Origin of the sequence: Paenibacillus jamilae (assembly GCF_050482105.1) — a bacterium.
Classification (GTDB): Bacteria; Bacillota; Bacilli; order Paenibacillales; family Paenibacillaceae; genus Paenibacillus; species Paenibacillus jamilae_B.
Genome location: NZ_JBCNHI010000016.1, coordinates 135291 through 159143, shown reverse-complemented (window position 1 = coordinate 159143; position 23853 = coordinate 135291). Strand labels below are relative to the sequence as shown.

18 protein-coding genes are annotated in these 23853 nt (G+C 46.5%); 7 read left to right on the top strand and 11 right to left on the bottom strand.

Annotated elements, in window-relative coordinates:
• Positions 1 to 94: 94 nt before the first annotated feature.
• Complete coding sequence (locus tag ABEW32_RS14435) at positions 95 to 2353, bottom strand: beta-L-arabinofuranosidase domain-containing protein (protein WP_430188686.1); 2259 nt, start codon at positions 2351 to 2353, stop codon at positions 95 to 97.
• Positions 2354 to 2483: 130 nt separating this feature from the next.
• Between ABEW32_RS14435 and ABEW32_RS14430 the strand changes: the two genes are divergently transcribed.
• From ABEW32_RS14430 to ABEW32_RS14405, 6 genes are all read left to right on the top strand, one after another.
• Positions 2484 to 3377, top strand: a complete 894-nt coding sequence (locus ABEW32_RS14430; protein ID WP_430188685.1) for an AraC family transcriptional regulator — start codon at positions 2484 to 2486, stop codon at positions 3375 to 3377.
• Between the two features lie 112 nt (positions 3378 to 3489).
• Entirely contained in the window at positions 3490 to 3945 is a 456-nt protein-coding gene (locus tag ABEW32_RS14425) for a PTS sugar transporter subunit IIA (RefSeq protein ID WP_430188684.1), read from the top strand.
• A complete protein-coding gene (locus ABEW32_RS14420) occupies positions 3945 to 4262 on the top strand; it encodes a PTS fructose transporter subunit IIB (protein ID WP_107734430.1) in 318 nt (105 codons plus the stop codon). The genes ABEW32_RS14425 and ABEW32_RS14420 overlap by 1 nt, the downstream gene beginning before the upstream one ends.
• Before the next feature lie 99 nt (positions 4263 to 4361).
• On the top strand, positions 4362 to 5474 hold the full coding sequence (locus tag ABEW32_RS14415; protein WP_430188789.1) for a PTS fructose transporter subunit IIC: 1113 nt from the start codon (positions 4362 to 4364) through the stop codon (positions 5472 to 5474).
• A gap of 43 nt (positions 5475 to 5517) precedes the next feature.
• Positions 5518 to 8193 carry a mannosylglycerate hydrolase gene (gene mngB / locus ABEW32_RS14410; protein WP_488168820.1) on the top strand — a complete coding sequence of 892 codons (2676 nt, stop codon included), beginning with the start codon at positions 5518 to 5520 and terminating at the stop codon, positions 8191 to 8193.
• A gap of 41 nt (positions 8194 to 8234) precedes the next feature.
• Positions 8235 to 10202, top strand: a complete 1968-nt coding sequence (locus tag ABEW32_RS14405) for a BglG family transcription antiterminator (RefSeq protein ID WP_430188682.1) — start codon at positions 8235 to 8237, stop codon at positions 10200 to 10202.
• A 37-nt stretch (positions 10203 to 10239) separates the two neighbouring features.
• On the opposite strand, the gene ABEW32_RS14400 is transcribed toward ABEW32_RS14405, so the two are convergent.
• Both ABEW32_RS14400 and ABEW32_RS14395 read right to left on the bottom strand, forming a co-directional pair.
• Complete coding sequence (locus ABEW32_RS14400) at positions 10240 to 10644, bottom strand: type II toxin-antitoxin system death-on-curing family toxin (RefSeq protein WP_430188680.1); 405 nt, start codon at positions 10642 to 10644, stop codon at positions 10240 to 10242.
• Positions 10641 to 10886 (bottom strand): AbrB/MazE/SpoVT family DNA-binding domain-containing protein, encoded by a 246-nt coding sequence (locus ABEW32_RS14395; RefSeq protein WP_430188679.1) that lies wholly within the window; start codon positions 10884 to 10886, stop codon positions 10641 to 10643. The genes ABEW32_RS14400 and ABEW32_RS14395 overlap by 4 nt, the downstream gene beginning before the upstream one ends.
• A gap of 208 nt (positions 10887 to 11094) precedes the next feature.
• On the opposite strand from ABEW32_RS14395, the gene ABEW32_RS14390 reads away from it, so the two are divergent.
• Positions 11095 to 12033 (top strand): YwqG family protein, encoded by a 939-nt coding sequence (locus tag ABEW32_RS14390; RefSeq protein WP_430188677.1) that lies wholly within the window; start codon positions 11095 to 11097, stop codon positions 12031 to 12033.
• A 350-nt stretch (positions 12034 to 12383) separates the two neighbouring features.
• Here ABEW32_RS14390 and lacZ read toward each other — a convergent pair whose 3' ends face one another.
• The 8 genes from lacZ to ABEW32_RS14350 form a co-directional block, all read right to left on the bottom strand.
• Entirely contained in the window at positions 12384 to 15428 is a 3045-nt protein-coding gene (lacZ, locus tag ABEW32_RS14385; protein WP_430188676.1) for a beta-galactosidase, LacZ type, read from the bottom strand.
• Positions 15429 to 15479: 51 nt separating this feature from the next.
• Positions 15480 to 16304, bottom strand: coding sequence for a carbohydrate ABC transporter permease (locus tag ABEW32_RS14380; RefSeq protein ID WP_113050849.1), 825 nt, complete (start codon positions 16302 to 16304; stop codon positions 15480 to 15482).
• Positions 16301 to 17197: a carbohydrate ABC transporter permease gene (locus ABEW32_RS14375; protein ID WP_016820161.1), complete on the bottom strand. Its 897-nt coding sequence runs from the start codon at positions 17195 to 17197 to the stop codon at positions 16301 to 16303. The genes ABEW32_RS14380 and ABEW32_RS14375 overlap by 4 nt, the downstream gene beginning before the upstream one ends.
• A 101-nt stretch (positions 17198 to 17298) precedes the next feature.
• Positions 17299 to 18588 carry an ABC transporter substrate-binding protein gene (locus tag ABEW32_RS14370; protein ID WP_430188674.1) on the bottom strand — a complete coding sequence of 430 codons (1290 nt, stop codon included), beginning with the start codon at positions 18586 to 18588 and terminating at the stop codon, positions 17299 to 17301.
• Between the two features lie 338 nt (positions 18589 to 18926).
• Entirely contained in the window at positions 18927 to 20741 is a 1815-nt protein-coding gene (locus ABEW32_RS14365; protein ID WP_430188673.1) for a cache domain-containing sensor histidine kinase, read from the bottom strand.
• Positions 20742 to 20780: 39 nt separating this feature from the next.
• A complete protein-coding gene (locus ABEW32_RS14360) occupies positions 20781 to 22346 on the bottom strand; it encodes a response regulator transcription factor (protein ID WP_430188672.1) in 1566 nt (521 codons plus the stop codon).
• A 237-nt stretch (positions 22347 to 22583) separates the two neighbouring features.
• Positions 22584 to 23219: a uridine kinase gene (udk, locus tag ABEW32_RS14355; RefSeq protein ID WP_430188670.1), complete on the bottom strand. Its 636-nt coding sequence runs from the start codon at positions 23217 to 23219 to the stop codon at positions 22584 to 22586.
• A 75-nt stretch (positions 23220 to 23294) separates the two neighbouring features.
• Entirely contained in the window at positions 23295 to 23816 is a 522-nt protein-coding gene (locus ABEW32_RS14350; protein WP_430188669.1) for a ClbS/DfsB family four-helix bundle protein, read from the bottom strand.
• Positions 23817 to 23853 lie beyond the last annotated feature (37 nt).

Below are 23853 nucleotides of genomic sequence, written 5' to 3'. Positions count from 1 at the left end.
AGGCGGAATAGTGCTGTACAAGCAAAGCGGTGGCGATGGGAAGCGCTATCCGCCTGCGTAGTGGCGTTATCGTAGATTTATATAGATCATTTGGTCATACAATAGAATGTCTGATCACTCGTAATCCAGCCACTTTCGCCACCTTGCCTTGTGGATGGGCTTTGAATTGAATTGTCACTTCATTTTTGTGGCTCGTCACAGACAGAGGCAGCTCATAGGCAAACGTCTCGAATTTATTCATTTCCTCGGACTCCAGCTTGCCTGCTCCTAAATTCTGGCCATCCGCAGTGATGTCAAAGTCACGATGAGAGTGGTCGGAGTCCTTCAGGTAAGTGACTGCCAGCTGGACAGGCTCATCCGGGAGTACCTTCATGACAAAAGAGAACCAGCCCCCAGGCCATGTGTCGCGATATTTGCGATTATAGATGGACCCCAGGCCTACATGCTCGCCAGTAAAGGCATGATCCCGTTCTGGCTGCATTTCGGCAGGCTGCACAACATCCACTGTAAGTTGTTCCAGCTCTAGCTGGTACGCTAACGCGGTACGGTATTCTGCCTCTGTTGCTGCCCACTCCTCTTTGGAAAAGAGATCCCAATAGACGGTATAGGAACGATCATGTATCTGATAAAACGGACGAAGCTGCAAGTCCCCGATATATCCCAGGTCACCTAGATGGAATGTATTCGGCTCGTTTTCGTTAGCAATCAGTCTGGTTGTCAGGGAATCAGCTGCTCCGATCAGAACAGATGCCAGCAGACGTTCCTCGTTGGACTCCTGTTCAACAGGACCCAGATCTCCAGCCAGCACAAGCGGACCGTACATGAAGGCAATTCGTCGCGGATTATCCGGCATTTCCTCCACTCTTACTGTCATAGGAATATCGTACTCGATCGTATCGCCATCGTTCCATTCCCGTTCAATTACAATGTAGCTGGTAGGACAAGCCTCTGCGGCATATTCTTCTCCATTGATTCTAATCAACATACCCTGCTCCGCCCAGTGCGGGCATCTTAGCTTGATCGTGAAGAGCTTGGGCTCCTTGCTTATGACACGCAGCGTTCCTCGCCCATTTTGCGGAAAGAGAGTGTCTTGTTTGAGCTGTACATCCATCTCATCCCACGTCACCGTAGAAGGGACATATTGATTAACATAGAGCGTTTTTGGTGTGTGAAAGTAAATCGCTGTGCCATACATAGAGTGACTCTCCATACCGGACCCTACACAGCATGTAAAATCCTCATATTGAGAATTAAAGGACTTGTGTCCACCCATTTCGAGGGATACAAAATAGCACACCCGTCCATCTACAGGCTGCTGTGAAGCCAATATATGATTGAACATCGCTCGTTCATAGTAGTCGGCATAGGCTGCGTAAGCGTCCCACTCGAACATATGTCTTGTTAATTTCAGCATATTGTAGGTGTTGCAGGTTTCACAGGTGCCTTCACCCAAACGATCATTCAGCTTGCCAGGTTCACCAAAATGCTCGTTATAGCTATTGCCGCCGATTACGTAGGAATGCTTATGAACCACCCGATCCCAGAAAAAGCGGGAGAGGTCCGCATATAGAGGTTTGCCTGTCACTTCGAACTGCCGTGCTGCGCCAATAATCTTAGGAATTTGTGTATTGGCATGTCTTCCTGCCAGCGTATCACGGCTGTCTGCGAGATCATTCAGCACCTCTCCATGATAAAAGCGTTCCGCCAGGTTCAAAAAGCGCTTTTCTCCGGAATGTTCGGCCAGGTCGGTCAGCACCTCGTTCATGCCGCCAAACTCGCAATGGAGCACCTGTTGCACCTGCTCATCGCTCAGTCCTTGGAATACACCCTCGAGCCAGTCACCGAGTCTGATTTCCATCGCTAAAGCTTTGGGATGATGAGCGAGCAGGTGGGCATCGCGCAGCCCTGCGAAGAGCTTGTGCATCGTATATAGCGGTACCCAGCCTCCGTTAAGATCAAAGCCCTGGGAACGAATATCCCCGGCTTTGACTTCTTCGAAAATCTCCTTCCCACGCGGAATGCCGGAAATGTATCCGTTTCCATGACTGGTTTGGCATATTTCCAACTCGTCGATTACATAGTTTACTCGTTCCAGCAACCTTTTGTCGCCTGTAGAGGCAAACATCAGCGCACAGCCAGACAGGTAGTGCCCAAGTGTATGTCCACTGATGCCGCGTGCCTCCCAACCTTCATAATGAGCCGCTTTGGGCTCCAAGCCCGCATATTCACGAAAACGTGACAATAAACGGTCAGGTTCCAAACTCAGCAGATAGGTCATATTCAGCTCCATGGCATGGTAAAGTGGGCCAGAATCAATGCTTACTTTATGCAAGTCAAAAGCTTGTGCTTTCAAAATCATCGCTCCTTAGCTAAGATGAAAGTGTATATTTCTCCACTACATTAGCATTGCAACCGCGGTATGTCAGTAGCTTAACCATACAATAGGTGGACAAATCCGAACATGAACCAAAGGAGATGACAACATGGCCTATCTGAAAGTGAATGTAGATGCTCCGATCCAACTAATCTCGGCAGGTGAGTTTGTTTCCGAGGTGCCATGGAAGCATATGAGCCGTTCCATTGAGAACTTTGAGTTGATCCTGGGTGTCCAAGAAACGGTATATATACGGGAGGAACAGGAGGATTTTGAAATAGGGGAAGGAGATATTCTATTGCTGTACCCCGGCCGTACGCACCGAGGATACCGGGAATCATTGCCGGGGGTTAAATTTTATTGGTTTCACTTCGATGTGCCTGCGACCCCGAATGTATTATCTAATGAGGAAATGAAGCAGGAAACAAGTGTTATGGATGGGCTTATGCAACGCCATGGCGCAATGCGCGATATCTATTTGCCACAAAATGTACAGGCAGATAACGGAGATCGGATTCATATTATTGTCAATCAAATTTTGCATGTCGCCAACTCGCATTATCTTACGTATCACAGTGCTAACTATTTGTTCACCTCACTGCTGATCGAGATATCTGAACTGGCCCTCAGTCGCTTGATCTCCAATCCTGTTTATTCACAGGGGAATGTGAGTATGAACAAAATTATCGAGTGGACTCGAATTCATGCTGAAGAGCCGCTGACTGTGACCGATTTGGCTCGGAAATTCAATTACAACAAGGATTACATATCCCGTTTGTTCAAGCAGAATACGGGCATGCGTCCCTTGGAGTTCATTCACAGTATTCGAATCAATAAAGCGAAGGAACTAATTTCCCGTACAGATATGAGCATCAAGCAGGTGGCAGAAGAAGCAGGATACACGGATGAGAAGTATTTTATGCGATTGTTTAAAAAGAGCGTCCATATGACACCTTTGCAATATCGAAATGCCTATCACAAAACATTTATGAACAATGTCTAGTCCATTTCCGCTTGGATAGGGAAATTTTATAGATAAAACCTGGAGAAAGAGTCGGCTAAAATAAACTTGTAAGCGTTTCACTTATAGATAGAAGGGAGGAGAGACATCCACCATGATTACTAGAGAACAGATTTATTTGGATGAGAAGCTGGAGACCAAATCGGCTGTGTTTGAGTTTATTGCCCAAGAGGCTGAAAAGCTGGGTGTCACCGTCCATAGGGAGCAGCTGGTGCAGGATTTGTGGGAGAGGGAGAAGATATATTCGACAGGGCTTCAGGATCAGTTTGCCATCCCTCATACGCAAAGCGAGGTGGTCACCAGACCGGCAGTGCTCGTGATCCGATTGGAACATAGCATTGACTGGGACTCTCATGATGGCAAGCCTGTCCAGTATATTTTTAGTATTTTGGTGCCTAAAGGGTCTGTGGATGTATCCCATTTACAAATTATTTCCTCGCTCGCAACTCTGCTTTTAGAAGATTCCTTCAAAGAGGCGGTAGCGGACGCTAATAGCAGCAGCGATGTGTATCATTTGCTGGAACAGTATACAGAAGGGTTGGTGTCATAATGAAAATTGTAGGCGTTACATCGTGTATTGCAGGGTTGGCTCATACTCCAATGGCGGCCAAAGCGCTGGAAAAAGCGGCGGCACAGCTCGGTCACCATATTAAAGTGGAACAGCAGGGTGCACTAGGCCAAGTGAACAAGCTTACGGAGGAAGACATTGCAGCAGCGGATTTTGTATTGATTGCTTCGGATCAGACGGTGAAGGATGCGGAGCGTTTTGAAGATAAAAAAATTGTTCGCGTTAAAATTGGTCATGCGGTCAACAATGCGGAAGCGGTACTCACCAAAGCGGTGGAAGCGATCTCTGCTCAAAAATAAGGTTAGGAAGGCAACACGGACAATCGACAGCGTAGCTGACTTAGAAGATGTCCGATGAGCCTTTGAATAACAGTAGTATTCATGATGGGGGAGAACATGATGAAAAAATGGCTCGGTGAAGCTAAAAAACATCTGATGACAGGCATTTCTTATTTGCTTCCGGTTATTATTGCAGGCTCCTTGATTGTTGCCGTATGTAAAATTATCGGCCTGACCATGGGTGTCACTGACTTTGGTCCGTATGCTGACAAAAGCGGCCTTCTTCATATTTTATACTTAGTTGAAAATGTAGGTTGGCGCGGAATTGGACTTCTAAATATGGTCCTGGCCGGCTATATTGCGTATTCAATTGCTGACAAGCCTGCACTTGCTGCAGGGCTGATCGGTGGTGTGCTGGCACAGGAAACGAATGCGGGCTTCCTAGGTGCTCTTATCGCAGGTTTTTTTGCAGGGTATATCACCCTCTGGGTGAAAAACAAAGTGAAAATCACAGGCCCGGCTGCTGGTTCTGTTCCACTGATTATTTTGCCGCTCATTACGGTAGGCTTAACCGGGATTCTCATGTCCGTCATTCTGGGTGGACCGTTGAGCGCAATTAATGAAGGACTGGTCAACTGGATTAAGCATATGAGTGAGAGCGGAACCAGTACCCTGGTGCTTGCCTTGATTTTAGGGGCTATGATCGGGTTCGACCTTGGGGGCCCTGTTAATAAAGCGGCCTGGATGGCGGGAAATGCTTTATTCCTGTCGGGCGTATACTTACCCAATATTTTCGTGAATATTGCAATCTGTATTCCACCTCTGGGCTATGGAATTGCAACTCTGATTCTAAAAAAACGCTTTTCCAAAACGTATCGGGAAGCTGGAAAGGGCTCCGTGATCATGGGCATTATCGGAATTACGGAAGGGGCTATTCCGTTTACACTGCGTAATCCTGCCAAGCTGATTCCACTGAACATGATTGCCTGCGCAGCAGGTGCTGGATTGACAGCTTTGCTAGGCGCACATGTTATCATGCCTCCAATTGGCGGTTTGTATGGTGCAATCTCCGTCGGTACTCCGTTTGCATATTTGGCTGGGGGGGTTATAGGCGCATTGATCATTGTAGCCGGAACCCTGCTCGTCAACTTCCGAGAGGAGGAACAGGAGGCCGAAGCCAAAGAGGCATCTGTTAAGAAAAATGGAGAAGACATAGAACTTGTATTTGACTAAATATCACTAGATAGAAGATCGATAGATGGAGGGAGAACAAAATATGAGCCGTACGAAAGTGCATGTCATACCCCATACTCACTGGGACCGGGAGTGGTATTTTACGACTTCCAGGTCGAAAGTCTACTTGGTGAAGCATGTGAAAGAAGTATTGGATGCGTTGGAAAACGGGGACGGTTTTAAATACTATCTTTTGGATGCCCAAGGGTCATTGCTCGACGATTATATCCGCTGGTGCCCGGAAGATGAAGAGCGCATTCGCCGCCTGGTAAGCGATAAGCGTCTGATGACTGGACCGTGGTATACGCAGACCGATCAATTGGTGATATCCGGTGAATCCATTGTCCGTAATCTGTATTACGGTATGGAAACCGCGCAGAAATATGGTCATGCCATGAAGGTCGGGTATGTACCGGATGCCTTCGGTCAGTCGGCGCAGATGCCGCAGATTTATCAAGAGTTTGGTATTCGACATTTTCTGTTCTGGCGCGGGGTAGCAGATAACACCAATCCGAAAACCGAGTTTTTGTGGAAAGGGTCGGATGGCAGTCAGGTGTTTGCGGTACAGATGCCGTTTGGCTACTACTATGGTGGGAATATTCCAGAGGAAGCGGGAGAACTTGAGGTGTATCTCGACAGTCAGATCGGTGCACTGGAGGAAAAAGCGTCCACTCGCCATGTTTATTTTCCCAACGGCTTCGATCAGGCGCCGATCCGCCTGAACTTGCCAGAGCTGATTCGCACGTTCAATGAGCTGGACCCGAAACGGGAATATGTGATGAATGAGCCGGAACGCTTTCTTGAAGAGATTGAAAGAGACAGCAGTGACCTTCCTGTACTGGAAGGAGAGCTTATGGAAGCCAAGCATATGCGTATTCATAAGTCGATTTTTTCCACACGGGCGGATCTTAAGCAGCAAAATAATGAGATTGAACATTTAATCGTGAATACGCTGGAGCCTGTACTGTCGATCAGTCATGCACTTGGACATGAGTATCCACATCATATCGTGAAAGATATATGGAAGCTGTTGTTTGAAAATGCGGCTCACGACAGCATCGGTGGCTGCAATAGTGATACGACGAACCGGGATGTGGCTTTTCGATACAAACAGGCACGCGATATCGCGGAGAATTTACTGGAACTGCACAAGCGAATGATCGCGTCAAAGATTAAGCAGGAGGAGACTTTTGCCTTCACCATCTTTAATACGTTGCCGTACCCGCGCAAGGGAGTGACAGAAATTGATGCTTACTTGCCGGAAGGAGGCTTTGTCATTCGGGATACGAAGGGACAGCAGCTTCCATATACGATTACCGAGAAAGTGGAACAAACCGATTACGTGCTTGGCCAGCATATTGATCTAAATCCGAGCAAAAAGGTGTACCTGCCTGAGCGTGTGTTTCGTGCCAAGCTGTTGGTAGAGCTTCAGGAAGTCCCTGCTATGGGGTATACACAAATCGTGTTTGATTTCAGTTCGACTGGGGATGCGATAGCAGGGCGCAGCAACGGAAACGAGATTGAAAATGAATTTTTTACGATATCTGTACAGGAGAACGGGGCATTAAGTATTACGGATAAAGTCTCGGGACGTGTGTACGTGGATCAAATGGTGTTCGAGGAAAATGGAGATGACGGAGATTCCTACAACTATTCTCCGCCGGAACGAGACCTTACGGTATCTTCACTGGGTGCTGATGTGGAGACGATAACATCCAAAGGTCCGGTAGCCGAGGATCTGTCCCTTCGGATGAAGCTGAAGGTTCCGTATGACTTAAATGAGCGTTCCGCTGCTCTGACTTCGGCTGAGTTGCCACTACAGGCGTCGGTCTCGCTACGTAAAGGTGAACGTCTGATACGTTTCTCCGTAAATATCGACAATCGGGTATTGAGTCACCGTCTGCGGGTGCTATTTGATACCGGGATCACCTCCAAGCTATCCATTGCAGATCAGCCGTTCGGCGTCATTGCCCGTCCAACTACGCTGGAGGAAGTCAAGGTTTGGGAACGGGAGCAGTGGACGGAGAAGCCGATTACCATAGAGGCGATGCAAAGCTATGTTGCGTTAAATGATGGCTCACGTGGAGTAGCGGTGCTGACCGAAGGGGTAAGAGAATATGAAATCATAGGCCCTGAACATGATACAATAGCGCTGACGTTATTCCGTACTTTTGGATATATGGGTAAGGAGAATCTGCTATATCGCCCAGGTCGTGCCTCGGGAGAAAAGATCGTAGAAACGCCGGACGCACAGCTGCTAGGTGAGCTTTCATTTACGTTTGCTCTACATGTCCACGAGTCTGGGTTTGATGAGGCGGACATCGCTCGAGCAGCTAAGGAATATTTAACGCCGTTGTCCAGTTATCAGCTGTCTGATTTTCTCAACGGTCGCTTAATATTCGCCTTCCGTGACGAAGAGAGAATATTCGAGCAAAACTATAGCCTTTTATCATTTAGCGAGCCTTCCAACGTCATCTTAAGTGCATTCAAGAAAGCAGAACATAGCGATGGGTATGTCGTTCGTGTGTTTAATCCTTACCTGGAGAAAAATGCGACTGCACGTCTCACATACGGTGGATCGGCCCACTATGAGTTGGTTTCACTGGATGAGCGCTCCAAGGGGGAAACGCTGGTTTCATCCGCTTCGGAGGGCGCACAATTGCCGGAATTGCAGCATTGCAAGCTGCTAACGGTACTGATAACCCCGGAAATGGAGTAACGTGGAGGTAAGGTTTATCGGAAAGGAGGTCTTGAATCTACATGATTTTTCCCTACAAACGCTTGAAAAAGCTGTACCAGCTCATTAGTGGAAATGATCAAGGCTGGTCTTGGACCACCAAGGCGCTCGCTGAGCGGCTGGAGGTCACGGAACGGACAATCCGCGATGATCTCAAGAAGCTGGACAGTATGCTGAATGAATATGGAGCATATCTGGAATCCAAAAGGGGCAGCGGCTATACGATCAGGGTTGATGATCATGAGAGATACGGTTTATTCGCGGATGAAAGTCAGGAAGAAACAGAAGTAGGTCAGTGCCTGCCAGAGGCTCCAGAAGAGCGCATACGGTATGAGCTGTTCAAGCTGCTGAATGCGAGGGCATACGTGAAGATGGAAGACCTCGCCGATGAGCTGTATATTAGCCGGGCAACGATGAATAATGATTCTAAAATCATCCGTCAGATTCTGGAGGATTATAGCCTCACCTTACGTACCAAGCCAGGATATGGTGTGAAGGTGGTTGGGGAAGAAAAGAGTATTCGTTACTGTCTGGCTGAATATGCCGACATCCGCGATGAAGAGGGACAACGTAGCGGTATGCCCTTAGAGCAACAACAGCTATTTCAAGGATTAAATCTACCGCAGATCCGCACAATTATTCTAAAGCATTTGCAGTCCAGTGGTGCCAAAATGGCTGATTTGGCCCTGAAAGACCTTATTACTCATCTGGCGGTTATGGTGCTGCGGGTGAAGGAAGGACATGGACTAGAACGCTTTGAAGCGGTGGTGGGCAGTCAGCGGGATATTGAAATGGCCACCACCATTATGAGGGAAATGGAAGAGGCATTTGGCATCATCTGCCCTGAAGGAGAACTGGATTATGTTCTGCTGCATATCGTCAGCAAAAAGATGACCGAAACGGAGTGGGAGCGTCTCCAGTCTGACCGTCTCTTCTTGGCAGTGCGCGGGATGCTGACGTTTGTCTATGAACGCTTCACCTATGACTTGCGTGACGATGAACGGCTGTCCCGGGATTTATTTGTACATTTGAAGCCAATGCTGATCCGGCTGGAGCATGGCATGAACATGCGTAACCCGCTGCTTGGACATATTCGCAAGTATTATCCGCTTGCCTATGAAATCACAGTGGGTGCAGTAAAAGAACTGCAAAAATCGTTTCCATACGACATCAACGATAACGAGATCGGTTATTTGGCACTTCATATCGGAGCTGCACTGGAACGCAAATACCATATTCCTCACCGGCGTCGCAAAACCGTGTTGCTGGTGTGCGGCTCCGGCTACGGAACCGCCCGTATTCTGGAATCCAGGCTGCGTTCGCTGTTTGCTGAGCTGGATGTATCCCGTGTGGTTTCACTTCGGGAATACGAGGAAATGTCCACCGTCGATGAGGACCTGGTCGTTTCGACCATTCATTTGCAGCAACGTAAGGATAAGCCTTCGGCGGTGATCAGTCCGATTCCCTCGGAACGTGATATGGAGACCATGACACGGATGATACGTGCCAGCGATGAGGAACAGGAGACATCATTGCTGCGGTATTTTGACAAGGAATGGTTTATGACCCGGTCCGATCAACCGAGCAAAGATACCCTGATTGAGGAAATGAGCGGTATTTTAAAGCAAAAAGGAGTGGTCACCGACAAGTTTTTGCCAGCCGTCATAGAAAGAGAGAAGCTGGGTTCTACTGCACTCGATCGAGGGATGGCCATTCCCCATCCTCTGGAGCTAAGTTCTAACCGAACAGTCGTAAGTGTGTGCTTGCTGGAAAATCCGATCCAATGGGACGCTAACCATGAGGTTCACGTGGTATTCCTGCTTTCAATCTGCAAAGAGGACTATGAGCAGGCCATGGGAATTTATGATTTGTTTGTAGAACTGATCCGGCAGGAGGAAACGCTTGAACGATTAAAGCATTGCCATTCCTTTGATGCCTTTATGCTAATCGCCCGTCAGGTGCTCGCAGTCAAGAGTAATGATTTGTATTAAGGTAAAAAAGAGATCATGCGTGATCTCTTTTTTTGGTTCATCCATGTAGTTTGGAAGAGTGAAGCTTGATTAATAAAGCTAGCTGATCCAACGAAAATTTATGATTAACCATATCTACAGTAAAGTCTCCGGCTGCTTTCTGATCCATTTTAAATTGAAAGTCATTATAGCGCAAAAAAATGAGTAATGCAGTAAAAGCTGTCCGCTTGTTTGCATTATGAAAAGGATGGTTTTGTCCTAGGAATTCGAATAATGCAGCGGCTTTGCTGAATATTGTGGGGTACGCATCTTCACTAAAAGCTGATGATTGAGGACGTAGAACCGCAGACTCAAGTAGACTGGTATCTTTGACGCCGATTTGTTCGCCTTTACTATATCTTTCAATCATAGCGACATTAATAGCTATAACTTCTTGAATGGTTAAGAAACGAATGCTGCTCATCTATCCTTAAGTCCTTTAAGAGTTTCGTCATATGCATCCATTACTTGAGAAAGATTTTCAAGAAAATCATCACTTAGTCCTGAGGGCAGAGTTATTTTGTTCGATTTTTGTATAATGATTTGTCCACTCTGGGGATCTACTTTAACCTGAACTGTATCTCCTTGGCCCAGTCCGAGTTGCTTAATGGCTTCTGTCATGGTTATCCCTAAGCTGTCTCCGAATTTAGTAATTTTACGTTCCATTCCAATCACCTTACCTATCTCTTTATCCTCCTTATTATACTATTTAACCGTTATAACAATTCATACATAGTTTTATAATATATAAACATATAATTTTTCAGCTTATATCTGCTAGAGAAATAGCTTGTCAGACTGTAATTTGATAATCTTATGTAAGACTTGTATGGGGAATATATCTATATTATTTCGTTAAAAAGGGGCGAGTGAGATGCTGAAATCACCATTAAAGGAAGAACTGACTCGAATACTCGAAGAGCATTCACTTGATGATGAATTAAAAGAAGAGCTCTATCAGGAAGCCGAAGCTACGATACAATTTCATCTAGAGCATGAGGAAAACTATGAACATGCTGGAAATAGTCGGATCGCCGGCTATCCAGATCTGCCGCCTTCGATCGAGTGGCCGTGTAATTCAGACGGAGAATATTATACGTTTATTGCTCAGATCAATCTAAGTGAGTTGCCTTTTTCACCATTTGAGGGATTGCCTCATCAGGGCATACTATACTTTTTTCTTGGGCTGGATGAGCCAGCTTATGATATTGAGCATAAAATCTTTTACTATAACGGCGATAGCAACGCTTTGCAGAAAACCTTGCCGCCGAATGGGAAGGTTGAAGTATGTGCCGAGAACAGGGATTTCACCGCGTATGCAATTTCCTTTCATCCGATCCTGACACTACCCTCGGAGGGTGAACTAGGAGATATTCTTGTAGATCAGTACGAAGAGCTTTATGAGCTTCTATATGAACATAGCGACACGGTGTGGGGACAGCATCAGTCTTTTGCCGGGAATACTCGTCGGGATGCTTATCTGTGCCGAAACGGATTAGAGGGTCTTCTGTTTAACTGGCATAAGAGCGAGAGTCAGATCCATCAGGAAGCCGAGCAAGCTATGTATAGGGGAAGTACGGAGTATGCGGAGCAGTTACGATCCAAAGTGCTGCCTCAGCTGCAAGAATACCAGGCCAACCGGGAAAAGCACGATCAAGCTTCAGCAAATTGGCATGTTCTGCTCTCGGTATCATCCTTGAATGAGGTCGGTATGTGCTGGTGGGACGCAGGGTATTTGGAGTTTTTTATAGATCAAAGGGACTTGCAAAACCTTGATTTCACGCGAACGTATGTTAATCTGGCTACGAGCTAGCCAGGGCGACAGACTCATGTTTATGACGAAGGCTATATGGCACAGTAGGTTTGTTTTTCCTGACCGTTGAGAATTGAACGATTAATCAAAGGTGGTCCTATATAGGACTGCCTTTTTTAGATGTAAATGAACGATTGTGCTCTGTTATTAGTCTTATAGATGAGACCACAACAAGGGGGGTGCACACATATGACTGATCGAGAGCTATTTGAACTATATAAGGAGCAGATATATTAGGCGTTCGCCGCCTATTCTACAGATACGTAAATATAAAAGCCCTTCCGGCTTTCCATGAGGGAAGCAGCGGAAGGGCTTTTGCTACATATACATTGTCCATACAGGGAGTTTATTTATACCCGCTGCACGGTAAACTCGAATTCCAGCTTTTGATCGGCCGGAATTTGATACTCCTCATGCACTGGAGCGCCCCAGCTGTCGTCGCCGCCTACGCCCATTTGCTTGCCAGCTACAGTGACAACGGTGTAATACACGCTCGGCAGCTCATACAGATGGTATGCACTTTCCAGCTCGAACGCTGTATACGGCGAAATATTGCATTCCACTGGTGCGGTGGCAGGTGCGCTAATGCGGATGCCCCGCCGTGAATCGTCAGTAATGTCGACACGGCGCACGCCTGTACGATTGCCGGATTCCTGTGGCACGACATACCCGGACACGTTATCCACAGCTTCGTTGCGGAATACGCCGAGTCTAGCACCGAAGGCCCGGTCGATGTAATTCTCCTCCGGTCCCATCGCATACCAATCCAGGTGGCGATAGTCTGCCGGAACTTTGAACGAAAGGGCAAAGATCGGTAGGTTAGGCAGTCCCGATACACCTTCATAGGTAGATTTTACGTTCAGACTGCCATCTGCCAAAACGGTGTAGGCTACCGTTACCTGTACGTCGGCATGAATGCTCAGCGTGTAGCGGAACGTAACGGTTACACGGTCTGCCTGCTCTTCCGTGACCTCGATGCCCACACATTTACGCGTCAGGCTTGCAGCGAACCAGCCACCAGCTTCAAAACCGAGCGCGGTTCCCCGATCATTGTCTGTGGTCGCCCGCCAGAACAACGGGGCAGGAGGCGTAGCGATCATCTCACGTCCAGCGTAGCGAAGTGAAGTCAGGCTGCCTGCTCCTTTGGAGAACATGATGGTAAAATCTGTGCCGTGAACGCCAATATTCACATCGCCATGCACCACTCGTAAAGCTCGACCTGTAGGAGCCTTCAGTGGATTTGGATCTTCCACAATGAAAACATGCTGTCCGAAGGCTACTTCGTGCCCAGCCTCAGCCCAAAGTGCCGCTTCCTTCAATACAAGCGCCGTGTGAATGACATATTCCCCAGGCTTCCCGTCTGTGCTTGGGAATGTCAACGGAATATAGGCCTCAGTCTGAGCCGCCACATCCACATGAATCACATTTCGTGCGATTTCCTGACCTTCATGCAACAGGCTGTATACCAGCTCATAGTCCCCTGTTCCCTCGAACAGGTTTTCGTTGCGAATGGTTACGCCACTGCGATCCGGGGTGAGCTTCAAATTTTGGTACAGGAATTTGACCTCCTGCATCTTCGGTGAAACCTTCCGGTCCGCATAGACAATTCCGTCCGTACAGAAGCCATAGTCTGTTGGACGGTCGTCAAAGTCGCCGCCGATCGCGAGGTACTCGCGCCCGTAGCGATCTTTTTTCATGACGGCCTGATCGATATAGTCCCAAATAAAACCGCCCTGGTACAGCTCGTATTTGCTCTCCAGCTCGGTATACTTGTGCATGCCGCCCACGGAATTGCCCATCGCATGCATGTATTCGCAGCTAATATACGGCTTTTGTGGATTATCGTTTAAGTATTGCTCGATATCTGCGGGCTTGGCGTACATCCGGCTCTCCATATCGCTGGTATCATCGTACGTACGATTGTGAAACACGCCTTCGTAGTGTACGAGACGGCTCGGATCGGTGGACCGGAAATAGTTGGCGACATTGCGCAGCACTTCACCTGCATACGATTCATTTCCACAGGACCAGATCAGAATGGATGCATGGTTTTTGTCCCGTTCCAGCATGGAAATAGCGCGATCCATAACGATATCCTGCCATTCAGGCAGATTGGCTGGAATATTCCACGAAGGCTCGACCGCGCCGAGTTTTTGCCAGGAACCGTGTGTTTCCAGGTTCATTTCGTCAATCACATATACCCCGTACTCATCGCACAGCTCATACCACAGCGTCTGATTCGGATAATGAGAGGTACGGACAGCGTTCATATTGTTCTGTTTGAGTGTCCGAATATCCCACAGCATATCTTCACGGGAAATTGCACGTCCGGTACGAGCGTTAAATTCATGACGGTTCACACCCTTGAACACAATGCGCTTGCCATTCAGATGCATGACCTTGTTCACCATCTCGAATTTGCGGAAACCAACCTTTTGTGGGATCACCTCGACGAGTGTTCCATTGGCATCATAAATTTGAATGAGCAACGTATATAAATAAGGCTTTTCCGCGCTCCAACGCTCTACTTGCCCCAAAGTTGCTGACAGCGAAGCGGTGCCCTCTGTAAAGTCAGCCTTCAAAGAAGCTACGATATGTCCGGTGGCATCCTTCACATCGACAGTTGTATGGGCTGTTGCTGGTTGTTCCAAAGTCAGTTTCAATTCCAGCAGGCCTTGCGTGTAGGTAGCATCCAGGTCTGCCTTGGCATGCAGGTCGCGTACGTGAATAGCAGGGATCGTATACAGATATACGTCTCTGAAAATCCCGGAAAAACGCCAAAAATCCTGATCCTCCAGCCAAGCTCCCGTACTTCTTTGATATACCTCGACCGCCAGCTTGTTTTCGCCAGCTTGCAGGTAGGGGGTCAGTTCAAAATCAGACGGTGTAAAGCTGTCCTCGCTATAACCGACAAATTGTCCATTCAGCCATACATAGAAAGCCGACTCGACACCTTGAAAAGAAATGAACACAGGTTGCGCATCAGAAGCCATATTTTCAGGCAAAACAAAGCTTTTGATATAGCTACCGACCGGATTGTGGTCTTCTGGAATATGGGGTGGACGAACGTCCGAATGTCCGTCCCACGGATACATCGTATTGGCGTATTGCATTTGACCGAAGCCTTGCGTCTGAATATGACCCGGCACCTGAATATCGCTCCAGCCGCCATACCCAAAGTCAGGGGCATAGAATTCTGCTGGGCGAGTGGCTGGATTCGTCGCATAGTTGAACTTCCAGCTCCCATTCAGGCTGTGACGCCAGGCCATATCGGCCTGGTGCTCTGCTTCCTGAAGCGTGGCGTAATACTTATGATCGGAATAGGCTGATAAGCGATTTACCGCGAATTTGGTCACATCGGTGAGCCAGTCCAGACTAGGGGTATGAATGGTCAAGGCGAACACTCCTTATTTTTAATTTAAATGAAGACCGTACATAGCAATCTATTATTTGACCGAGCCAACCATGCCAGCGACAAAGTGCTTCTGCATCAGGAAGAATACCAGTGCAGTCGGCAGTGTGGACAGGACAATGGCGATCATAATAACGCCGTAGTCCGGTGCATAGCTGGAGCCGAGGTTCGAAATCAGCAGCGGGATGGTTTGATTTTCTGGTGTTTGCAGTACAATCAGTGGCCAGAGGTAGTTGTTCCAGCTGGACATGAACGTGATGATGGCGGCAGCGGCATAGGTTGTTTTCATCGTAGGCATATACACCCGGAAGAACAGACCCAGCTCGGATAATCCATCCATACGCCCAGCTTCCAGCAAATCCTTAGGAAACATTTTGGTGCTTTGACGGAAAAAGAAGATCAGGAATGCCGTAGTTACGGTCGGTATAACGACAGAAGAGAGCGTATCAATGCCGATCCACGGTATGACATTAGAAATGCTGCCGAACATCCGGTAAAGCGGGATCATGATTGCCGCAAACGGAATCATCATTGACATCAGCAGGATATTGAAGACAACGTCTTTCGATTTACTTCTGTAAATTTCAAAGCCATAGCCAGCCAGTGATGCAATGAGCATCGCCAGCAACGTCGTTGAAATGGAAACCTTTGCAGAATTGCTTAGTGCTGTAACGATGTCTACTTGTTCGAGCAGATTGTGCATGTTATCCATCAGATGGGAGCCTGGCAGAAGCTTGCCTTTGGTCACATCGACTGACAGGTTTGTGGAGCTGGATATCATCCACAGGAACGGAAAAATCGAAATGAATGACACAAGAATCAGAAAGGCGTACGTAAATACTCTTTTTGTTTTCATCATTTTTTCTCACCTGCCACTTTAAACTGGATGATCGACAAGATAATGATCATAATGACGATGGAATAAGATACGGTCGCCGCATAACCAAAGTCGGATGAATACTTGAAGGACAGATTATAAATATATTGCGAAATAGAAGATGTAGCGTTACCTGGGCCACCTTTGGTAATATTCATGATTTCATCAAAGAGCTGGAGTGTACCAATCGTCGATGTAATCGAGGTAAACAGGATAATTGGCTTAAGCAATGGAACGGTAATGCTGAAAAACTGCCGGATCGGGGAAGCTCCGTCAATACGGGCTGCTTCGTAGATAGAGCTGTCAATGTTCTGAAGACCAGACAGGTAAAAGATCATGTTGTACCCGGTCCAGCGCCATGTGATCGCGATAATAATCGTTACTTTGGCCCAGAAAGGATCTGTAATCCATTGGATTGGCGTGCCAATCACGTGCAAGTTCAGCAACAAGGAGTTTACCAAACCGTCAGCCGAGAACAGATACTTGAAAACAACCGAATAGGCTACAAGGGATGTGATACACGGCAGGAAGATGGCGGTGCGGAAAAAGCCTTTGAATTTCAGGTTTTTATCATTCAACAATACGGAAATAAACAACGCCAGAATGACCATTAAAGGTACCTGGAAAATTAAGTAGATAAACGTATTCTTCACAGCGGTAATGAACATTTTGTCAGTGAACAGACGCTTATAGTTATCAATGCCGTTAAAGCTCAGATTAGACCCAGTACCCGTCTTAAAGGATAAGATTAGCGCCTGAATCATCGGATAGAAATAAAAAGCGGCAATCATAATCACTGCGATGGATATGAACAACCATCCTGTCATACCTGCTTTGAGACGTGTTGTAGTCATTTTGGGCGCGGCTGTCTTCATACCATGTCAACTCCCTATGCAGCAATAAAACCTTGAACTCGCAAGCCCAAGGTTTTAAGTGCTTATCGTTTTATTGTTTAGCCTTGGCTAGATGGACTGTCTTATTTAAGCTGTGCTTCCGCTTGTCCTTGAGCGTCCTTCAGAACTGCGTCTACATCTTTTCCGTTCAGGTAGTTTTGAATTTCAACAGTCATGATGTCCTCAATGGCATAAGTGTGCAGGCCGTAATTGACTTTTGGAACTTGTTTAGTCCAATCAGCAAACTTCTTGTATACTTTGTCGCCACCGAAGTAAGCATCTTCCACGTCATAAGCTTTACCGCTGGAAGCTGCGTTCAATGAACCGACAATTCCGATTTTGCTCAGCATATCTTGATACAGCTCTGTATCTGAACCGAATGTTTCTTTCAGGAAATCAGCAGCGGTATCTTGACCGTCCGAGTTGAGAACATACCAGGAGCTGCCGCCAAGGCTGGAAGCATTCACGGATTCAGGTATATTTTTCAGTTTAGGGAAAGGCACAACAGCCCATTTACCGGATTGCGAAGCTTCTGCCTTAATCGAAGGTGTAATCCAGTTACCTGTAGGTACAGAAGCAACTGCACCGCTGTTGAATGCGGCCAAGAATTGACTCCAGTCGGCATTCATTTTAACGATGTTGGCGTCAAACAAGGCTTTGTACGTCAAGAGCGCTTCTTTCAGAGCTGGATTACCAGCCAGGTTTGGTGTTTTACCGTCTTCTTTCAGGTACCAGGAACCCGCTGTTTGGATCATGCCACGGATCAGACCGAGGTCATTCGGATCTTGAGTCAGCATATCTTTGCCTGTTTTTTGTTTTACAGCTTTACCGATTTCAATGAATTTGTCCCAATCAATATTGGTCAAGTCTGCCACTTTGTAGCCAGCTTGTTCCAGATAATCCGTCCTTACATATAATCCCATAACACCAGAGTCGAAAGGAACTCCGTATTGCTTGCCGTTGTAGCTGGTCGGCCCGATTTTATAATCAGCGAAGTCGGATGCTTTGATTGTGTTGGTCATATCATGGAATGAATCGGGATAAGCTTGCAGGAAGTTCTGTGCCCGGTAATCCTCAATCAGAACCACGTTTGGCAATCCTTTGGTAGAACCGGAGTTGAGGCCGGCATTCATTTTTTGTACGATATCGTTTTGAGCATATTCAACAATGTTTACGGTTACATCAGGATGTTTGGCAACATAACGATCTTTTGCCAGCTTCAGGGCTGCGATGTTAAAGTTCGGGTCCCAAGCCCAGACCGTAATTTCTTTCTTGCCTGAATCTGTGGTCGTAGCTGCTTTCTCAGAATTGCTGGAGCATGCGGATAACAAGATCAAGCTTGCAATCAGCAGAAGGAAAGACATTTTTTTCATTTTGTTCAACCCCTACTCTTTTTTTATATGTTGCTAACCATGTAGAACTTTTTTTGAAAGCGGTTACCTTGTTTATGAATTTAGTTTATCATTCTTGCTTTACTGGCAGTTAGGAATATCTTTATACAGATTGGTCTTATTATTATGATTTATCTAAAAAGGTACCGCTTACATTTGTGTTTTCTTTAGGTTTAGGTACTTTTTATAGGAGGGACTAAAGATATTCACGAAGCGCCACTGCGCAGCCGAATGGTGCTTCCCATCGCTGTTGCTTGTAAGCACCATTCCGCCCACTCTGTTCTCGCTCCACCTTCTTTGTGTAGTTCAGCCTATATTATTTATGGGGTAGGAGGAGCGGGTTTTATGATCAGAGGCAGTGTCATTCTTACTTTGGTGCCCTCGCCCTTCTTGCTGGAGATGGTCACACCATATTCTTCTCCATACAAAAGGGTAATACGATTGTGTACATTCTGAATGCCGATGCCTGTAAATAGTTGGCGTTTGCTCTTGGGATTCGGCAGTCCGTCCTGCGCTGTATGCCCGTCCAAATCCATACCATCTCCATCGTCGACCACCTCACAGATCAATGTATCCTCTGTTTTCGACACCAATATATAGATGTGCCCTGTATTTTTCTCATTAAACGCATGGAAAAAAGAGTTTTCGATAAAAGGTTGAATGATCAATTTGGGCACATGATACTCCAGACAATCGGGTGATACAAAATAATTCACTTGTACCCGCTGCCCGTAACGCACATGATTAATAAATACATAATTTTGCATGTTGGCCATTTCCTGATCGATGGTGATCGTTTCGCTCACATTGCTGATTGTATTTTGCAGCAGGGAAATGAGTGCATTGATCGTCTCGGCGGCGGTTTCCTTGTTTCCTTTGAGCACTAGCATTTTAATTGAAGCCAATGTATTGTACAGAAAATGTGGATTGATCTGCCGTTGTAGTGCAGCAAGCTCTGCATTTCGTTGGCCTTTCTGCGTTTCTAAAAGCTTATGAATATAATCATTGAGTTCATCAAGCATGTAGTTGTAAGCATGACTTAGTTGTCTGACCTCGTAGCTGCCCGTGACCGGGATATAATTATCAAAGTTTTTCTCACGTATAGTCGACATTTGCTTGACCAACCGAGTCAAGGAACGGATTAAGCGACGAGAAATGAGAAATACAATCACCAAAGCAATCAATACAATAGCGATGCAGATCCACACAACAGATTTAACGTCAATAATTTGCCCAACCGCGGTTTGTCTATCGATCATGTTCACCAGATAAAAATCAAATGCAGGAATATAGTTGGACAGGACGATACTTTCCTTATTCATCACATCCGCATTAATATAGTTCAGTCCCTGTTGATTGATTTTGGTGGCATAGCCCAGCAGTTCACTGGAGCGTTGTCCGATCAAGTCTTGGCGGTTGCTCGATACGATCAGTCCTGATTTGTCCAAAATAAGCACGTCGTTACCGTTGCTCGTGAAATTGTTGTAGAAGCGCCGAAATTCTGGCTCCCGAATGGCAATGTAGATCATCCCGTATAAGGTGCCACTGGTTCGCTCCATAAATGGTTTGGAAGCGATGATATAGGGTATGGGTTTTTGCATGGTGCTAGTCAATTGTTGATGAAATAACTCCGTATCCATTTGATACATAAGCTGTGCCGGGCGTGCTACACTTCGGGCGGTAATAGCACTGCTCTTAAGCTGCTCCGCAGTTACAGGCCAATAGGAGGAATCGGAGTAAAAACTCCGACCGTTCAGACCTGTTACAGCCACACCGACATCATAAGCATCAACGTTCGATTTAATTTGCTTCATTTGCTGTGCCATACCGAAATAAGTCCTTGCTGAGTTAATCGAGTCGGATTGGCCGCCAGTCAGATAGTTTTTAACCGTTCCGTTTTCCGAAGCATGGGTTACAGCATTCACGATGGAGTCATTGAAGGATTCAAAGCTGGATTGAATCTGGCTAAGCACCTTGGCATTCGTAATACTGAATGTTTCAGCGAATAGTCGTTCAGACATTCGAATCGTCACCAAAGAGGTCAGCAACGACACCGCCGTGATGCTGACCACCATAACAATAAAGATTTTGAAGAATAAACCTTGATATTTGATCTTATGGATATATCTTTTCATATGTTATCTCTTTTCTGCTGGCAGATAAGCGCTTGTTCTCTAATGGAGATGTTCCCGGCGGTACTGACTGGGCGAGTATCCCTTCACTTTTTTGAACACTTTAGTAAAATAGCTCGGGTCCGAATAGCCTACTGTGCTGCTAATATCTGAAATGGGCAGCGTCCCCAATCGCAGTAACTCAGCAGCCTTTTCAACCCGGATTTTGTTCAGGTACTCGCTAAAACCCTCTGTATGGTGTGCCGTAAAATAACTGGACAAATAAGAAGGGTTAAAATGAAAATATTGCCCAAGGGTCGTCAAATTGAGTGTTTCCGCATGATGTTCCTCAATATACTCCAGCAGTTTTTTCATGCTTGCACTACTTCCTTGCTGCGTCTTAGCCAGGATCTGTCGGTTCGCTTCCTCCAAAAAAGTCTCCAGCAACCGTACGGCTTCATGTACATGAGGGGCATCATTAATTGTTTTAAAATAGGAATATTTCGCCGCATCCAACTCCTTCATATCATACCCCTGATTCCCGAGCAAAATTGTAATGTTGAACACGATATTTCCAAGCAGCGATTTGAATTCAAAAGCGGTAGAGGTATAGTTGCCGGACATGGCCGCTACATAGGATCTTAAATCCTGAAAAGCTGTATCAAAATGCTCGCGCTTCATCTCTTCCGTAAACTGTTTTAAATTAAATGAACGATTCACCTGAACAGGCTGAGGGAGCTCATCTTCTATCAGTAGCGCTGTCTCTGGGAAATAAAAGCGGTAGCTTAGTAATTTGGGCAGCTCATCCTGATAGACATCGCTAATCTGATTGAAATCCTCAAATAGCTGACTGACCGCCCAGCCTGTTTGTGGATCGAGCTGCTTCATCTCTTGAGCCACTTCTCGAATTGCAGTCATCCAACAGTCTAATTCCCGCAGCTCCAGATTGGCTAAAAAAACAGCTGCATAGACGTCAGATGGCAATTGTCTCAGAACCACGTGTTTACAGACAGAGGCTACTCGATCTGTAAGCTTGGAAAATAGGTCTGAAGCAGAGGGAGTGGTAGAGCGTACCGTGTTCTGTTGTGCCGACTGTTCTATACCTATGAGCGCAAAACGGGCATAAGGGAATGCTTGCTTCAGCAGCTCAGCGTCATAGTCTATGCTATAGCCGGAAATCAATTTTTCGATCACATGATCCATCGTAATTTGGTTATTCCCGGCATCCTCTTGATACTGAATGGATGGAATTTTGCGGGCTGTTCGCTGGAGCACCTGAAGCAGCTCATCTGTGTCCAGCTTGGGCTTTAAAATATAGTCAGCCACACCTTGCTGAAAGGTGGAGCGCACGTAATTAAACTCGCCGTAGCTGCTGAGCACAATCACTTCGATATCTGGATAGTTCTGTCTAACGATGCGTGTCAGCTCCTCGCCATCCATGATCGGCATTACGATATCCGTAATGACAATATGAGGACGCAAGGCTTCGATCAGCTCCAGTGCTTCTTTCCCATTGGAGGCCTCACCTACAATTCGAAATCCGTATTGTTCCCACGACAAATGGTGTTTGATCCCTTGCCGTACCAATATCTCATCATCCACAATCAAAATATTGCATAGCTCATTCATCGCAGCACTCTCCATAATTATATCTAATCAATCAAGACGCCATTAAGGCGAGGGCTTAATCATCTGCCGGACACAGTTGATAACGCTTCCAACTTTAGCTAAAATCTAAAGCTTTTAATCTTTACATGCTAACATAAACAACACGGTGATTCCAAAAGATAATTTAGTTCAAATGGCATATAAAAGACAAAAAGGGCTGCCGAGGAAATCTCGACAGCCTGGACAACCGGGATTATTTTACACAGTACCCCAGGTCCGATCTCCTGCCAAATACTTTTCAGTCAAAATAGACAGCAGTTGAATTCCAACCTCATTATGTCCTCCCTCAGGCAGGATCAGGTCGGCGTATTTCTTGGAAGGCTCAATAAATGCCTCGTGCATCGGCTTAACCGTCGTCAAATAGTGATCATGGATCGAATGGATGGTGCGACCGCGTTCCTCAATATCACGAAGAACCCGACGAAGAATGCGCACATCAGGGTCCGTATCCACAAATACCTTAATATCAAGCAAGCTGCGGAGTTTTTCGTCTGACAGTACGTGCAGACCTTCCAACATAACGATATGATTGGGCAGAAGCTCTACCGTCTCGTCCGTGGAGCGGGCATGAACCGTAAAGTCATACACGGGCGCTTGAGTCGCTTGTCCTTTTTTCAGACATTGCAGATGCGCAATCAGCAAGTCGTTGTCAAAGGCAAACGGATGATCATAGTTGACCAGAGCACGTTCGTCATAACTCAGATGTGAATGGTCTTTATAATAGTTATCCTGAGATATGAAAGTCACTTTATTAGATCCCAGACGCTCAACGACGGCGCGTGCGACCGTCGATTTACCGGAACCTGTACCGCCGGCAATACCAATAATTAGCATGGCGTTTCACTTACCCTTCCCTAAATGTATCCCAATACAACTCAAGTATTGTAGCACAATGCGCACTTTTTTTCATCACTGTTGCACGTTGTATTTCTTCCATTTCCGTAGCTTGGCTCTAAATGTTTTGAATGGTGCCACAGAGTTGATGTGAATCCATCTCGCCATAGGCCAGTTTGGATTGCTGCCTGTCCACTGGTGAACGCCCTGGGTGAACAGCTCTTCATGACTGAGTGTGTCCACCCAATCGAGCCATGTCTGCTCAGCCAGCCTGAACATATGGCGTAATTCATATAGAGAGTGATGGGAGTAGGCCTTGTAGAATGATTGGTATAGTTCACCTAGTCTATTCCACTTATAATTCGGGGCGGGCATGATGACCGTTTTGCCTTCCCGTTCGTCTTTGTCCCAGCTCATGACAAGATGAAGCCATCCGAGCTGGTAGGCAATCATTTCGGCGGGTGTTTTATCTACTTCGTCTATTCGAGTATCCTTGTTGCTTTCGTCGATGTCCTGAAACTCACCATCAAACCGTAAGTAGGCGGTATGAATGGCTTCTTTTAACTCTGATTTGGAAGCGTAGTCGTAGCTAGACATCTAATCGCTCCTTTACATGATATTGGTGATACTTATC